This is a genomic window from Neobacillus paridis (assembly GCF_016765675.1).
GTDB lineage: Bacteria > Bacillota > Bacilli > Bacillales > Cytobacillaceae > Neobacillus > Neobacillus paridis.
Genome location: NZ_JAESWB010000365.1, coordinates 1 through 15885 on the forward strand (window position 1 = coordinate 1; position 15885 = coordinate 15885).

14 protein-coding genes are annotated in these 15885 nt (G+C 38.5%); all 14 read right to left on the minus strand.

Features of this window, described 5'->3' with window-relative positions; translation table 11 throughout:
* Positions 1-174: 174 nt before the first annotated feature.
* The 14 genes from JK635_RS21625 to eutA all read right to left on the minus strand — a co-directional run bounded on the left by JK635_RS21625 (position 175) and on the right by eutA (position 15876).
* Positions 175-2358 carry a sensor domain-containing protein gene (locus JK635_RS21625; protein ID WP_202656007.1) on the minus strand — a complete coding sequence of 728 codons (2184 nt, stop codon included), beginning with the start codon at positions 2356-2358 and terminating at the stop codon, positions 175-177.
* Between the two features lie 333 nt (positions 2359-2691).
* Positions 2692-4743, minus strand: coding sequence for a methyl-accepting chemotaxis protein (locus JK635_RS21630; protein ID WP_202656008.1), 2052 nt, complete (start codon positions 4741-4743; stop codon positions 2692-2694).
* A 489-nt stretch (positions 4744-5232) separates the two neighbouring features.
* Positions 5233-6357 carry an ethanolamine utilization protein EutH gene (gene eutH, locus JK635_RS21635; RefSeq protein ID WP_202656009.1) on the minus strand — a complete coding sequence of 375 codons (1125 nt, stop codon included), beginning with the start codon at positions 6355-6357 and terminating at the stop codon, positions 5233-5235.
* A gap of 198 nt (positions 6358-6555) precedes the next feature.
* A complete protein-coding gene (locus JK635_RS21640; protein WP_202656010.1) occupies positions 6556-6825 on the minus strand; it encodes a EutN/CcmL family microcompartment protein in 270 nt (89 codons plus the stop codon).
* Positions 6822-7505: a hypothetical protein gene (locus JK635_RS21645; RefSeq protein WP_202656011.1), complete on the minus strand. Its 684-nt coding sequence runs from the start codon at positions 7503-7505 to the stop codon at positions 6822-6824. Before JK635_RS21645 ends, JK635_RS21640 begins: the two co-directional genes overlap by 4 nt.
* Positions 7506-7517: 12 nt before the next feature.
* Entirely contained in the window at positions 7518-8141 is a 624-nt protein-coding gene (gene eutD, locus JK635_RS21650; protein WP_202656012.1) for an ethanolamine utilization phosphate acetyltransferase EutD, read from the minus strand.
* Between the two features lie 18 nt (positions 8142-8159).
* The gene (locus JK635_RS21655) at positions 8160-8927 is read right to left on the minus strand and encodes a cobalamin adenosyltransferase family protein (protein ID WP_202656013.1); all 768 of its coding nucleotides are present in this window, start codon (positions 8925-8927) and stop codon (positions 8160-8162) included.
* 106 nt (positions 8928-9033) lie between these two features.
* Complete coding sequence (locus JK635_RS21660) at positions 9034-9324, minus strand: BMC domain-containing protein (protein WP_202656014.1); 291 nt, start codon at positions 9322-9324, stop codon at positions 9034-9036.
* A 62-nt stretch (positions 9325-9386) separates the two neighbouring features.
* Positions 9387-10850, minus strand: a complete 1464-nt coding sequence (locus JK635_RS21665) for an acetaldehyde dehydrogenase (acetylating) (RefSeq protein ID WP_202656015.1) — start codon at positions 10848-10850, stop codon at positions 9387-9389.
* A complete protein-coding gene (locus JK635_RS24825; RefSeq protein ID WP_202656016.1) occupies positions 10847-11461 on the minus strand; it encodes a BMC domain-containing protein in 615 nt (204 codons plus the stop codon). The genes JK635_RS21665 and JK635_RS24825 overlap by 4 nt, the downstream gene beginning before the upstream one ends.
* A gap of 10 nt (positions 11462-11471) precedes the next feature.
* Positions 11472-12125 carry an ethanolamine utilization microcompartment protein EutL gene (gene eutL, locus JK635_RS21675; RefSeq protein WP_202656017.1) on the minus strand — a complete coding sequence of 218 codons (654 nt, stop codon included), beginning with the start codon at positions 12123-12125 and terminating at the stop codon, positions 11472-11474.
* 19 nt (positions 12126-12144) lie between these two features.
* Positions 12145-13032, minus strand: a complete 888-nt coding sequence (gene eutC / locus JK635_RS21680; protein ID WP_202656082.1) for an ethanolamine ammonia-lyase subunit EutC — start codon at positions 13030-13032, stop codon at positions 12145-12147.
* A gap of 21 nt (positions 13033-13053) precedes the next feature.
* Complete coding sequence (locus tag JK635_RS21685; RefSeq protein ID WP_202656018.1) at positions 13054-14421, minus strand: ethanolamine ammonia-lyase subunit EutB; 1368 nt, start codon at positions 14419-14421, stop codon at positions 13054-13056.
* Positions 14422-14445: 24 nt separating this feature from the next.
* A complete protein-coding gene (gene eutA / locus JK635_RS21690; protein ID WP_202656019.1) occupies positions 14446-15876 on the minus strand; it encodes an ethanolamine ammonia-lyase reactivating factor EutA in 1431 nt (476 codons plus the stop codon).
* Between the last annotated feature and the right edge of the window lie 9 nt (positions 15877-15885).

Consider the following 15885-nt stretch of genomic DNA (forward strand, 5'->3'; position numbering starts at 1 on the left):
TTTCATGTATTTAGCTTAGAACACTACCGCGCTTTCGCTTGGTGGCCCCTTCATTTGGTGAGCGATCTGACAATCCCTCACCAAATGAAGGGGTTAAATTTTGCCCACATTAATTTTACTCATACGTCCTAATTTGTTTTCCTTCCCTTGCTTTCTCGCCATTTTTTCAATTGATTAAAGTACCAGCCCTAATTTTGGGTCTACCTTACTTAGTTGGCTGGCCGCTTTCACTATATCGTCAAAGTTAGCTTGAATTTCTTCAATAGGTAACGGTTTACTAAATAAATATCCTTGCACTTCATGACAATCATTCTGTTGAAGAAATAATAGCTGCTCTTTTGTTTCCACCCCTTCAGCATTAATTTCTAATTGTAACTGATGGGCCATGGCAATAATTGTTTTTACGATTGTGGCATTATTAGAATTGACAAGACAATCACGAATAAACGACTGATCAATTTTTAATTTATCAATGGGAAATTGCTTTAAGTAATGGAGTGAGCTATACCCTGTCCCAAAATCATCCAAACTAATTCTAACCCCAAATTTCCGTAATTCACGAACAATCATGAGTGCATGATGAGTATCTATCATCATACTTTCGGTAATCTCCAGTTCTAGGAGTTCCGGAGGCATCTCCGTTTCTGTTAATACCTGGCCGACCATCTGAGAAAAGTTAGGTTGAAAAAACTGCTGCAATGATAGGTTAACGGAAACAACCAGCGGCGGAAATCCTGCTTCGCGAAACGCCTTTGCGTCTAAACAGGCTTTTCGCAGTACCCATTCCCCAATTGGAATAATCATGCCGGTTTCTTCGGCCAAAGGTATAAATTGGGCTGGCGAAATCATTCCTTTTTGTGGATGCTGCCAACGAATCAAGGCCTCTACACCAACAATTTTTCCCGTAAAAATATCCAGCTTCGGCTGATAGAATAAGATAAACTCTTCCCGTTCCAACGCCTTGCGGAGGTCTTTCTCCAGCTCCAATCTATCGTTTATTTGTTCCATTGACCTTTTTTCGTAAAATTGATAATTGTTCTTCCCCATTCTTTTTGCCTGGTGCATTGCCAAATCGGCTTTCTTAATTAATATGCCAATATCGTCACCATCTTGAGGATATTGGCTGATTCCCAAACTTGGTGTGACATACATTTCATATTCATTTAACAAAAATGGTTCATTTAAACGTGATAAAATTTTCTCCGCTGTTTTTAAAGCTCCTTCTTGGTTAACATTGGGCTGAAATAGAATGAATTCATCTCCGCCTAATCTTGCAAGACAATCATCAGGGAGGATACAATCTTTTAGCCGCTCGGAGACCTTTTTTAATAAAAGATCGCCCATGTCATGGCCTAATGTATCATTGATTAATTTAAAGCGATCCAAGTCAAGGAAAAGGATCGCTGCTGTTTTAATCTCTCGGTTTGCCATTGTTTCCTGGTAGTGGGATGTAAATTGATAACGGTTAGGCAGCCCGGTCAAAGCATCATAGTAGGCCAGATGTTTGATCTTCTCTTCAGCCATTTTTTGCTCGGTAATATCAATGACACTTCCAATGACAGCCGGTTTCCCTTGATAAATCGTTTTCGTCCCATACACTTCCAGATAAATAATACTTTGATCTTTTTTTATTCCACGATATTGGTATTTCATCCCTTTATTTTTATTAGTAAACCTTTTTTGAATATTTTCCTGTACAAAGGCTACGTCTTCAGGATGAATGAATTCGGAAAGTTTTTCTCCAATTATTTCTTCATACGTATAACCAAACCATTGTAATAATTGTGGGTTCACATACACGAACCGGCCATTTTGGATAATATAAATACCGACCAAAGATTCCTCGACTAAACTGCGATATTTCAATTCCGCTTCCATAAGGGCTTTTTGCGCCTGTTTAAATCTCGTAATATCCTTAAGAATAGCATAGGCGCCGACAATTTTTTCATTAATAATAATGGGAATGCTGGTTACATCCAATTCGATTCGTGCTCCTGATTTGCTGTAAATCGTTGTTTCGTAATTTGCGGCTGTACCGTTTATCGACTTTCTAAAGTATTTTACGGTTTTCTTTAACTTCTCCGGGGCAACATATTCAGCAAACGGACGTTGGAGCAGTTCTTCTATGGTATAACCATAAGACTCGACTACCGAATTAGCGCTTAACAGATTCCCCTTCAAGTCTATTGTTAAAATCATATCGGGATTATGATCGTAGAGGGACTGGTAGTATTGTTCACTCGTTTTTAGTTTTTTGGATTGTACAGCAAGCTTTCCTACAAAATATACCACAATTAAAATACCAAATACGATTATTGCAATAAGGCATAGTTCTAAGATCCGCATCTGCCATTCCATTCCATCACCGTCCCCGCAGCATTTAATATTCTCTTTTTTTAAGGTGATTAAATTTTACCATATTTTTTGATATAATTCTGAATATTTTGCTATTTTTTATAATTTTTTTACATTTTTTGTACTATCCTGACAAAACAATATTATGCTCACGCTTTACCTTAGCTTGATTTTATAAAATAAAAGGCTGAAACTTTGTAGAATCAGCCTAATTTTGCTTGTAAAATTGGTTAAAAATTCCCCAATTATTTACACGAAGACTTATCAGTCTCTGTATATTCACAAAATATTGGCTCGGGATTCTTTTCAATTCCCTCTTACTCTTGCACCAATTTTTTATATTTTAAACATACTGGTCGATTCCTGTAACTCTTGGGCCATTTTTTTAAGTGTTTCAGCTGATACAGCAATTTCGCCCATTGCCAAATTTTGCTCTTTCGCTGACATCGCGACATTTTGTATTCTTTCTGATGCTTGTTCAGCTATGTTCGCTACGTTTTCAATATCTTTTACCATTTCCTCGGAACTGTTATTAACCCCCATTAAATGATCTGAAACTTCTTTTGACATTTTCGCAACTTCGCCTATCATTTGGGCAATTTCATTAAATGTTTTACCACTTTGATTGACAAATTCCAGTCCATCTTGGACCATTTGTTTATTATTATTCATTGCCGTAACGGTTTTCTCGACTTCGCTTTCAATATCTTCAATAATTACAGAAATATTTTTTGCCGCTTCCTGTGATTGTTGCGCTAAAGTTTTTACTTCATTTGCTACCACCGCAAAACCTCTGCCGTTTTCTCCGGCTCTCGCCGCTTCAATAGAGGCATTTAATGCCAGCAAATTCGTTTGTTCGGAAATAGCGGTAATCAAATCAACAATCTGATTAATTTGTTTGGATTTTTCACCTAATTCATCCACCCGACTGGCTGTTTCTTCAGTCGTTTGATGAACCAAATCAATTTGGGAAATCGCCTTCCTAACCACTGCGCTACCGTTATTAGCTTTATCGTTCGTTTCTGATATCAAGTTTGAAATGGAAGTATTAGAACCTAATGCTTGTTCCATTCTAGTTGTAATTTCTTCAGCTACCTCTGTTGAATGGGTGGTTCTTTCCACCTGTGTTTTGGATCCAATAGCGACTTCCTGAATTGCATTATTAATCTGAACGTTTGCTGTGCTCGTTTCTTCAGCGATAGCCGATAATTCTTCAGAGGTTGCTGCCACTTGGTCTGATTGACTTTTCACTTGTTGAATGATGTGTAAAAAGTTATCTTTCATTTGATTTAAATAGCCGGCCATTTTTCCAAACTCATCTTGGCTCTTGATATCTAACTGATGTTGGAAATCGCCATTAGCCAATGTTAAAGCCATGTCATTGACTTTATTAATATTTTTCACAATGGATTGATTATAAAAAAGAATCACTAAAACAATTAATGCAATTCCTACCAAACTGACAATGATTAAAATGTTTGAAAGTGAACTTAATGATGCATACAATTCATCATCTGGAACCACTAGACCAATTGTCCAATTTGTGTTTGGTATTTTTTTAAAAAATAAAGAAGTGTCCACATTACTGCTATTTGTGAAGCGAAGGGATCCGTTTTTCTTTTCGATAATTTGACTGCCTAACTTCGCCAAATTGGCATCATTATCTTCTGTAATCTTCGCTTTCATCACTTTTTCGGAGTCAGGTGCAGCAATATATGTTCCATTATTATCTATTAAAAATGCATAACCTGTTTTTTCAACTTGAATATCCTCAATCGTTTTTTGGATTTGACTTAAGTCAATATCAGCTGTGACCACACCAAGAAATTGTTTTTGCTGATCATAAAATGGAGCAGTAGCCGTTACCATAGAGACGTTTACGTTCGTATCGAGATACGGACTTGTTAGCACAACAGGTTTATCAGTATTGGTTGCAATTTGATACCAATCTTGAGATGTGTAATCAAATTTTACATCACTGTATTTTTGTGTTGTTTTTATTGCATTTTGATCCCAGTAAGCATAGGTTGAAAAATATCTTAAATCCTTTTTATATTTATAAGGTTCAAAAAAGATTCCTCCTCCAAACGCATTTTTATTTGAAGAAAAAACATTTGTAAGGATTTTTTGGTAATTTGATAGAGAGTAGCTCTTTGGTGATACTTCAATCATCCTGGTAAGTTGCTCAGGTATACTACTTGTTTCCAGCAAATAGTTTTCTACGGATTGTGTCACACCATCTAATCTATTTTTCATTCGATAATTTATCTGTTCTTCCAGTAGACCTTTAGCATTAATATAGGTGACCGATATGATAGACCCAAAAATCACCAGTAATAAAGGAAGTATAATTGCCAATGTACGCATTTTAATACTTTTGAATTTCATTTAGATTCTTACCTTCTTTCTGTATATTCACTCCGTGATATGTATCGATTTGTTTCCCATCTTTATGTCCTCTTCTAAATGAACGGCATTATATCTACGTTCCATCCCTCTCTTCTCCATCATTTGAGTTTCATATTTTCTCTTCCTCAATACCCATAATTTTTTCAGTTTTATTTACCCAATTACTTATATTCGCATCTCCAGAAAATTAAAATACGTGTGTATTACTTTCAAAACAATCCTTTCCTATCCACCTTTTCCAAAAAAAAGAAGCTTTAAAGAGAAAAAAATCTCTATAAAGCTCCTTTGCTTTTATTGCACGCCGTTGTGCCAATTTAATTATATCATGAGAAATTCATAATTAATTGGCGATTTTATGACATTTTGTAAAATATATCTATTCTAATTCAAAAGAGATATTTTTTCTGAACAACCAAACAAGGAAAACGACCATAATTCAGACATGAAAATTGCATCAAACCAAAAACTTTAGTTAGCTTTAGCAAGTGGAGATTGTCCACCTTTATCTCCTGTCTTTCCAAACATTCTGTTAGCGATAAAAATCGCAACAAAGATTACCGTAATTCCTCCAACTAGTTTACCAACAATCATTGGGAAGATCATATCTTTTGCTACACCAGCTGCAAAGCCTAAGTGGTCACCAAATACAAAGGCTGCAGATACAGAAAAAGCAACATTGATAATTTTACCGCGGTCATCCATATCTTTTAACATCGAAAACATCGGAATATTATTAGCTAAAGTTGCAATCATACCAGCTGCAGCTATCTCATTCATACCGAGAAGCTTCCCTAATTTCAACAGTGGCTTTTTGAATACTATCGTAATTACATCAACCATAACGTAAGCTCCTGCTAGAACTATCGCAATACTGCCGACGATGGAAACCCCTTCTTCCACTTTTGCTGTTCCCGGAATAACTGTTAGCCCAGTTAATGTCTGAATAATCCCAACCGCAAGACCAATTGTTGCAACAACCACAACACCATGTCCAAAAATGGTAAACCCTTTGATCATTTTTTCAGGTATTAACCAAAGACCTACCACAATTAAAGCGGAAACTAAAATGATTGGAACAAGGTTTTTCAAAATCATAATAATTGAAAACCCAGCTGTTAGCCCTCCTGCTAAACACCCAAGAGGAATGGTAATCATTCCTGCCAAAATCCCGGTCGCTAAAAACTTATGATCTTTCTTTTCAATAATTCCTAATGCAACAGGAATCGAGAACACAATGGTCGGTCCCATCATTGATCCTAAGATAACCCCTGAAAACATTGCAGCATCCGGTGTTTTAGCCATCTCCTGAGCCAACTGGAAGCCACCCATATCAATCGCCAAAAGACTTGTTGCAAACATCGATGGGTCAGCACCAAGGGCACTATAAATAGGGACAATTATTGGACTTAATACCTTTGCCAATACAGGTGCAATTACGATAATCCCAACCATGGCCAATGTTAAAGAGCCCATTGCCATAATCCCTTCATCAAACTTATCGCCTAAACCGATTTTATTTTTGAAGCACTTATCTAAAGCCCCTATCACCATAAAAATAACCATTAAATACAAAATAATATCATTGATTCCCATTATTGGAGTCCCCCAATTTTTTATTTAGGATTAAATGTTTTAGTTCCGTACTTGGAGAGTGTATTTCTGAAGAATCTACTATATATTTAGGATCAATCCCCGAAAGTGAACATGAAAGGGCCTGGTGCTTTTTTAAACATGTAATCAGCTGTCAAATAGCCTCTGCTGATACTCCGAAGCTCCAATACTCCAATAGCATTATTCATTTTCAACCTCGATTGAATCAATGACCCCGACAATTACGGCATCAACTGGTATGTTTGGATTTTCGAGTGACGCCCTTGCACCCCCGCCCTGACTAATCAGTACCAAATCATTGACACCAGCACCGGCATTATCAGCGGCAACGAAATAGCCTTTCATATCACCATTCTCATATAGAGGTTCTATTACGAGAAACTTTAACCCATTTAATTTATCGTCTTTTCTTGTAGCCCATAGACTTCCGACAACTTTTCCGACAATCATGACAATTCCCTGCCTTGATGAGTAATCACCAAATGATGTGTCCGAATAAAGTCTTTTGCAAGTGGAGTGATGATACTTTTGTCACTAATGATGATTTCCTTTATATTTTGTAAATGCATTTTTTGTAAATCAGCTTCAGAAATCACTCTCTTGGTGATTTTTGAACTTTTTTTACAGGGAACTTTCAGTTCTTGCTCCGTCAACTGTTCCGGTTTTTCTTTCTCTAATTGTTTTGGCTCTTTTAACAATTCATTACTATATAAAAAGAAAACTCCAAAACCTTTTAATTTCTTTTCATATTCCTCATAAACTTTATATAATAACGCAGGTGACTGCTTCTTGTATTCACGGTATTCCACTCCATTTTGCAACACGATAACCTTTTGGCCCTGTAATAATTGATAGAGAATAAATTGTTCTTCAACTGTTGTTCCAATACCATTTGCCAAATTTGCCAGCATCGTAACTGTTAAACGAGGAATGAGGACCATTTTATACGGACCATGCTCCAAGTAATTTTCTTTAGAAAAATAAACGATATCAGAGGATTCTTTGAAAATCCGTTCTAGTTCAGGAACCCGATTGTGGGAGAGGACACATACCGATCCTTGCTTTTTATCTTGTTTCAGTTTACAAGCAAGTTCCTGATAAACAGCCTCTACTAATCGTTCAAAATCCATTACTATCACCTCCTAAGCGCCATTTTTAATAATTCGGCCCAAGGTACCTTTGCTAAAGCCACAGGCATTTGCCTCATCATAGTCAATATGCATATAGGTGCGATATTTTTCACTAACTCGGACTAATACATCATCAAAGATCAATGGGCGACTGCCATACACCTTGACCTGGACAATTTCCTTGTCTTCCAGTTTAAAACGTTTGGCATCCTCTGGACTTACGTGTATATGCCTTTTGGCAGCAATGACACCATTTGGCAGCATGATTTTAGCTATAGGCGACTTTAAAATGATGGAAGGGGTGCCGAAAATATTACCGCTTTCACGAACTGGAGCTTTAATACCAAGAGTTACAGCATCTGTTAACGATACTTCAACTTGCGAGTCCTTTCGTTCCGGTCCCAAAATTACAACGTTTTCGAATTTCCCTTTTGGGCCAATAATGGTCAGCCTTTCTTTACAAACAAATTGACCTGGCTGTGAAAGTTCTCGGTTCTTTGTTAATTGATATCCTTCTCCAAATAATTGATCAATCGCTGTCCGATTTAAATGAATATGGCGACCGGATGCTTCAACCTCAATGAACTGTTCCTTTACTTTCGAGAAAACCTCAGTGATTAGTGTTTCGATTTGCAATCCATCTCACCATCCTTCTTATGATTTGTACTGGCCAGTTTTAAACTTAAACATCATAATGTAAAATAAGGAGGAAAGACGGTTTAGTGCTAGGATAATATCGCCTCGCTCAGCATCGCCTGTCTCTGTTCTAAAAGCAGCGTAAGCAGCTAATTCCGTTTCTCGAACCGAACTTCTTAAGGAGTTTAGAAGAACAACTTCTTCTCCCATTTGATAGTCTGGAATAAAATGTCCGGTTCCGAAATATTTATTCGGATGGTGGGACATTTCCCTTAGCTCGGTGGGATTCATGTGTTGGAGATAAAATTCCTTTACTTCTTCCCCAAGTACTTCACATCTAAGGATATTCCTTACAAACTCCAGAATCTCTTGCAGATCTTCAACCAATCTTGGAACTTTAAGTTTTTGAAATGCAATTTGCGTTTCCATAATCTTTGACTCTAGTGAATCTAGTTTTCCACGTAAAACAATCCGTTTATGGTCTTTAAATACGAGAACATTGCCATACAAGGCTGTCATATGCTCCGGTTTTTTTTCTAAATTGCCTCCATATAAAGTTCGATAAGGATATCTCTTTTCTTCCGACTTATCTATCTTTGCTGCGACTTGCTGCCCATTTATAGCAGTTTGCTTCTCAATAAACTTCAGTTTAATATGGTGCTCAGCTAAAAATCCTTTGGCCGATGGTGTTACAACTGTCCCTTTGGGAATTTCTAATGCATCTGTTGTTTTAAGACCTTTTCCTTTTAGAAGTTTACGAATCTCACTTTCAGTTAGCACAGCCATTTATGTCACTTCCTTATAAAAAGAAGACTGGCCCGTACGACTAAAGAAGTCTCCTTGAATGCAACAACGTATTTTTAAGTTTTGTATACGGGTCAGTCGTTCTTTCTTACTCTTCAACATTTACATTAGGCAAAATTGCAGCTACTTCTGTATGTGGGCGTGGGATTACATGAACTGAAATTAATTCACCGACACGTTCAGCAGCTGCAGCACCGGCATCTGTTGCCGCTTTAACAGCGCCAACATCTCCGCGAACCATTACTGTAACAAGGCCAGCACCGATTTGTTCCTTCCCGATTAAAGTGACATTTGCTGCTTTTACCATTGCATCTGCTGCCTCAATTGCTCCAACTAATCCTTTTGTTTCAATCATTCCTAATGCATTTGTGTTTGCCATTTTTACTTCCTCCTCGAATTTTTATGTTTAAATTCATCATTTTCATTAAAACAATCATCTAGTTAATGTAATTGTGCCAGCACTTGCTTCACGATTGATTCAATCAATTCCTTTTGATCGCAAACCCCAAAGGATGGTTCACATGTTGGTGTATTTTCCCTCAGATCCTCCAGTTCCTTAACTCCATAGGCAACACGGCGAATATTGATCAAGTTCAACGGACCAATATTATCCGATGTAGATGTTCCTCCAACAGCACCGCAACCAAGTGTAAGTGCTGGGACAAGATTAGTCGTTGCCCCAATACCCCCTAGAGCACCAGGAGTATTAACTAGTAATCTTGAAACTGGTTTCTTCAAGGCAAATTGTTTAATTACTTCTTCATTTTCAGAGTGAATGATTAAGGTATGCCCCGCTCCTTCATTCAAAAGAAGTTGTATGCATCTCTCACATGCTGCCTGCCAATCTTTTTCTGTATAAAAAGCCAAGATTGGTGCTAGTTTTTCCCGTGAGTATGGTACGTCTCGTCCGACTCTTGATTCCTTGGCAATTAATACTCTTGTGCCATCCGGAATGTTTAATTCTGCTAATTTGGCTATTTGCTCAACGCTTTTTCCAACAATCGCTGGATTCATTGTTCCATTAGAGCGCATTATAAATTTCTCTAATTGTTTTCGCTCTCTTTCAGAAAGAAAATAACCGCCCTGCTTTGAACATTCTTCAATTACTTCTTCACGGATGCACTCCTCTACGACAATTGATTGCTCAGAAGCACAAATAACGCCATTATCAAAGGTTTTAGAATCAAAGATTCGTTTTACAGCTAATGGAATATTAGCAGTTCTTTCAATAAAGGCAGGGCCATTTCCAGGTCCTACCCCGATTGCAGGGGTTCCCGACGAATAGGCAGCCTTTACCATTGCGGACCCGCCAGTTGCTAGAATTAATGAGACATCCTTATGTTTCATTAACGTTTCTGTACCTTCAATAGCTGGAATCGACATACAGCTTATAGCATCGCTTGGACATCCCGCTTTTACCGCAGCTTCTTTAATCACCCGGACTGTTTCCAAAATGCAGTTAATAGCGTTTGGATGGGGCGAAAAAATAATTGCATTTCCGGCTTTAAGGGAAATCATCGCTTTGTAAATGGTTGTCGATGTCGGATTGGTCGAGGGAATTAATGCTGCAATTACTCCTAATGGAACACCAATCTCCATTACTTTCTGTTGCATATCCTCTTTTAGAATGCCAATTGTTTTTAAATCCTTAAGTGATTCGTACACGGCCTGAGAAGCAAAGGCGTTTTTTAACACTTTGTCCTCCCATTTGCCGAATCCTGTTTCTACCGCTGCAATTTTTGCCAGTTCCTCCCTATTATCATAGCCAGCTTCGGCAATTGCCTTAACAATTCGATCAATCTGTTCTTGGCTTAACAGTGCAAGCTGTGATTGCGCGGCTTTCGCCTTGCCAATTAACTCACGTGCCTCTTGTATCGAACGCAAATCTTTATCTAATAAGGTCATTTACCTTGGATCTCCTTTAAATGATTTGTTAATATTTCCAATAGAAATTCCTTTCTGCCATATTTTATTTGGCTGGGCTTTATATTTTTAATATGACAGGAACGAGCAAGTTTTCTTAGCTCCTCAACAGTTAGCCCTTCAAGATTGTTGATATCTGGCTCCGAGGATTTTTCAACTAATTTTTCTTGTTGCTGTGTAATTAGCTCAGCTTCTTCTACAGTAGGATGGAACTCTTCTTCTTTCACTGATCCAATTTCTTCCGTTTCTATCGTCTCTTCTAGTTCTTCCATAACTAATTGAGATTGATCCTCTACATTAGGAAGAGTTGCTTTCCTACGAGGTTGAATAAGGATCTGTTCTGTTTCTTCATGAACTCTTGCGATGACATGGGACGATAGAATTGTACTGCATTTGGCTGCTGCCTCTGCCCCAGCCTCCACAGCTGCTTTAACTGCCCCTACATCCCCAATCACCATGATGGTGACTAGTCCACCTCTAATTTTTTCTATATTTTGCAATGTGACGTTTGCAGCTTTCAGCGCGGCATCTGCGGCTTCGATTGCTCCGACGTATCCTCTTACTTCAATGAGTCCAAGAGCAGTTGTATTCATAGTCAACTACCTAAAAATTCGTTGGATTTTCTGCTACAAATTCAACTGCCGCCGCAAAAGCATCACATGCTGCTTTACAAGCTGATTGACTGCCTGTTAATAAACCGCCGCCAAAGTTTGTTTCTGAAGGTGGACCATAAAATGCTGCAAGTTGAACGTCTGCTGCTTTTAATGCAGCATCTAGACCATACATAGCCTCTAGTGGAGGTGCAATCAAGTAGGCAATTGCTTCTCCCTCTTTAATACCGGCTACTTGTGATAAATAAGATCCTGTCCTAGAGATACAATGAGCATAGTACGGAATCGAGTTATCATCATTTGCGCTAACAAAATGGGCGCCATTTTCAATAAAGTCTATAGCTGCATTGATTCCGCTCCTTACTTCGGCTGGACTTGGACCAGCAAGAATCCCAATGATTTCCCCGGCTAACTTCGTTGAGGCATTGGCGCTTCCGGCATACATTGATTTGGCATAAACAACGTCTACATCCGCTGCTTTTGTTGCTTCATCCAATGCGGTATAGGTAACATCATCAATATCAGCTGTAATTAAACCAATACTTTTATGATGAGGTTTTAATGCAAGCTTCTCTGATAAATCAGGGTTGACATTAGAAATTATTTTTACACTCAAAACTGTTGCGTGGATCGGTTCATGTTTCATTTTATCTCTCCCATTTCCGTTAATTTTTCAAATCAATGCCGGAAGCCTTTTTGTCAATCATCTTTTTGATGACTTCAGCAATATGGGCGCCTGCTTCTACTGGAGATGTGCCGCCTTTATGAATATTGGAGACAACTGTTCTTCTTGCTTCCGGCATATCAACGGTCGGTTTATAAGCAATATAGGCACTCATCGACTCCGCTGTAACTAATCCTGGACGTTCTCCAACAAGCAGGCAAACAACATCCGCATCTGTTGCTTCACCGATCACATCCATCGCAGGAACCCGGCAATATTTCACAAACATGATATTGTTAATGTCAATTCCGTACATCTTTAGGCCTTGTTTAATAGCTGGAAGGATATCTTCCATATTGGCTTCAATGGCGGCAGAGCTTAGGCCGTCACCGACCACCAATTGTACTGTCGGTTTACCGCAGACATCCTTCATTTTCTGAACCATTTCATCCGAAAACTGTCTACCAAGGTCAGGCCGGGTTAAATATTCATCCTTACTTTGACAAAGAGTTTGAAACGGAATCAGACCATTTTTTTCAACAAACTCCTCTGAAACATGGGAGAAAACGGCATCTTGCGCGGCCGCGTGGTCTGCTCGAAAGCGAAGGGACGTAACTGTCTTATAACGAGGGCCGGCCCGCCAAACACCAATTCTTGCCGGGGTTTTCTCTTTCATTTTTAAATATCCTTCTTTATCCTCCGGTTCTGGTACGAGTAATTGCTTCTTAATATCAAACTCCGTAATGTCCTCTAAACATGCTTCTTCACAATCAAGACAGACTAGTTGTTCCGCCCCTTGCACCTCAATCTTTTGTTTTTCTTCCTTTTCATCTCCAACCATGTCTTTTAAAATATTTGCGATCAAGGATTTTAATTCTGTCTCATTCACCATTCAAAATTCCTCCTTTCCTTATTTTAAGAACGTCGATGCATCGCCGGCTTTTGAAGTTAACTTGCCATATTCATCAATAAAGCCCATTTTGAACATCCATTGCTCAAATTCCTTAATCGGTTTTAGCCCCAACAGTTCTCGTAATGTCGGAGTGTCATGGTAGCCTGTACACTGGTAATTCAGCATGACATCGTCTCCATGAGGTATACCCATGAAATAGTTAACTCCAGCTGATGCTAATAAAACTGCTAAGTTTTCAATATCGTTCTGGTCTGCCTTCATATGATTCGTGTAGCAGGCATCACAGCCCATTGGAATTCCAGTTAATTTACCCATAAAATGGTCTTCAAGACCGGCACGGATTACTTGTTTGGAATCATAAAGAAATTCCGGCCCAATAAAACCAACTACGGTGTTAACCAAAAATGGTTGGAACTGTTTTGCAAACCCATAGCAGCGTGCCTCCATTGTTAATTGGTCGACACCATGATGAGCATTAGCTGATAATTCAGAGCCTTGTCCCGTTTCAAAGTACATGACATTTGGCCCCATAGCTGTTCCTTCTTTTAACGCAAGCTGACGTGCTTCTTCCAGTAACGAGGCACTAATACCAAACGCGGTGTTTCCCTTTTCCGAACCGGCAATTGATTGGAAAATCAAATCGGATGGGGCCCCTTTTCGAATGGCTTCCATTTGGGTAGTGACATGTGCCAAAACACAAATTTGCGTCGGAATTTCCCACTTATTTTTAAATTCATCAAATTTCCTTAAAATTCTCGATACACTTTCGACTGAATCATCTACCGGATTCAATCCGATAACGGCATCCCCAACACCGTAAGATAACCCTTCCATAATGGAGGCAATAATACCATCCGGATCATCTGTAGGATGGTTTGGCTGAAGCCGCGCTGATAAGGTTCCTTCCAACCCAATCGTTGTATTAGCCGTTGCGGAGACTCTTACCTTTCTGGCAGCATAAACCAAATCGAGATTAGACATTAATTTTGTGACAGCTGAAACCATTTCCGAGGTTAAACCCCTTGAAACTCTCCTAATCATTAAACCTGTTGTATTTTGGTCCAAGATCCATTCACGAAGTTCCTGTACGGTCCAGTTTTTAATTTCGTTATAAATTTTTTCATTAACAGAATCTTGAATGACTCTCGTAACTTCGTCGATTTCATAAGGGACAGCCGGATTGTTACGCAAATCAGCCAACGTTAAGTTTGCGACAACCACCTTTGCTGCTACCCTTTCCTCGGCAGACTCCGCTGCAATCTGTGCTAATTTATCTCCTGATTTTTCCTCATTAGCCTTTGCCATTACTTCGTTAACACTTTTAAACTGGTATGTCCGACCAAAGAGTTTTGTTTTTAAAATCATAAATATCCTCCTCTCAAGGCAAAATTAATGAAACACTAACGTTTTAATCACTACGGGAAGAACGCTTCCATCAGCTACCGGATACCCGATATCGATGTAATCGCCATTTTCCACATGAATTCCATCTATACAAATAAGGTCTATTGGATACCCAATTTTTGCATAAATGGTCTGACCTAATACTTTTGCAATATCTTGTTCTGTGATGATAACCATAGGAAATCGTTTTGTAAGCAAACTCTCCATTCCATCTAGCAGGCCCTCTGCGTACCATTGAATTTCCCGGAATGAAGGATTTAGCTTTCCACAAAAAGCAACTGCTACATTTTCGATGTTTCCATCTACCTTAAACCAATCCAGTTTCTTTTGGATTGTTTCACTTAGTAAACGAGCATCCAGTGTTTCTTCTTCTTTCGCAATCTTCAATACTGGAAGATTCTTTAGAGGAAAAAGACCATCTGTATACGTAATCGTACTGCCGCTTATCTCGGTTGTATGGGTGCCTGCCCCAACAACTGTTGCTCTTATTGTTTCTGCCGGCGTAATGATGTTAAAGGCACTCATAAGCATTGATTGGCGGATAGCTTTTCCAAGAAGAATTCCAATATCACCAAATTTAAAGGGATCTTCATCTGACTCGTTATAGATAGAATCGGCAACACCTCCCGTAAATGATAAATACTTCGCCTTTGCTTGTGGTTGTAATCCTTTATGTGTAATTGCCTGATGATAAAATGAAGAAGTAGTTTCCATACCAACACTTTGTTCAATTATTTGTACCATTTCATTTATAATTGGCTGCAATTGTTCGCACGATGTTGTCTTGCCCTCTTCAACCTTCAAATTTCTTTCCTTAATCAATTCCTTTATTTTTGGTGAAATATAGGTTACCTTCTTAGATCCCGGGTCAATTTTGATGAGCCTTCCACCAATATCCAGACAGCCTGTATCTATGACTTCACCTTTATTTAAATAGGCTAGATTACTAGTACCTCCACCAATATCAATGTTGATGACCGACGTGGAATGCTCCTCTGAAAAAACATGCATTCCTGCTCCCTTAGCTGCAATAATGCTCTCCAAATCAGGCCCTGCCGTTGCTACAACAAAATCACCAGCAAATCCGCTTAATGTTTGCAATACATCGTTGGCATTTTCCCTTCTAGCTGTTTCCCCAGTTATAATAACGGCTCCGGTTTGAATATCTTTTTTTTGAATTCCTGCATTTTCATACTCTTGATTGACAAACTCTTCAATTTTTTCCATATCAATTTTGTTATCAGAAAGCAGCGGTGTGAAAATAATTCGACTCTTATAAATAACTTTCTTATCAACAATGACAATTCTTGGTACAGTAAAACTTGATGCCATATTTTCAATCGTAATATTCGAAAAAACTAACTGGGTGGTCGAAGTTCCAATATCAATTCCAACACTTAAAATCTGTTCATTCATCTCCTCACC

Coding starts and splice junctions, on each gene's coding strand:
- JK635_RS21625 (WP_202656007.1), bottom strand. CDS start 2,358: ATGGAATGGCAGATGCGGATCTTAGAACTATGCCTTATTGCAATAATC.
- JK635_RS21630 (WP_202656008.1), bottom strand. CDS start 4,743: ATGAAATTCAAAAGTATTAAAATGCGTACATTGGCAATTATACTTCCT.
- eutH (WP_202656009.1), bottom strand. CDS start 6,357: ATGGGAATCAATGATATTATTTTGTATTTAATGGTTATTTTTATGGTG.
- JK635_RS21640 (WP_202656010.1), bottom strand. CDS start 6,825: ATGATTGTCGGAAAAGTTGTCGGAAGTCTATGGGCTACAAGAAAAGAC.
- JK635_RS21645 (WP_202656011.1), bottom strand. CDS start 7,505: ATGGATTTTGAACGATTAGTAGAGGCTGTTTATCAGGAACTTGCTTGT.
- JK635_RS21655 (WP_202656013.1), bottom strand. CDS start 8,927: ATGGCTGTGCTAACTGAAAGTGAGATTCGTAAACTTCTAAAAGGAAAA.
- JK635_RS21660 (WP_202656014.1), bottom strand. CDS start 9,324: ATGGCAAACACAAATGCATTAGGAATGATTGAAACAAAAGGATTAGTT.
- JK635_RS21665 (WP_202656015.1), bottom strand. CDS start 10,850: ATGACCTTATTAGATAAAGATTTGCGTTCGATACAAGAGGCACGTGAG.
- JK635_RS24825 (WP_202656016.1), bottom strand. CDS start 11,461: ATGAATACAACTGCTCTTGGACTCATTGAAGTAAGAGGATACGTCGGA.
- eutL (WP_202656017.1), bottom strand. CDS start 12,125: ATGAAACATGAACCGATCCACGCAACAGTTTTGAGTGTAAAAATAATT.
- JK635_RS21685 (WP_202656018.1), bottom strand. CDS start 14,421: ATGATTTTAAAAACAAAACTCTTTGGTCGGACATACCAGTTTAAAAGT.
- eutA (WP_202656019.1), bottom strand. CDS start 15,876: ATGAATGAACAGATTTTAAGTGTTGGAATTGATATTGGAACTTCGACC.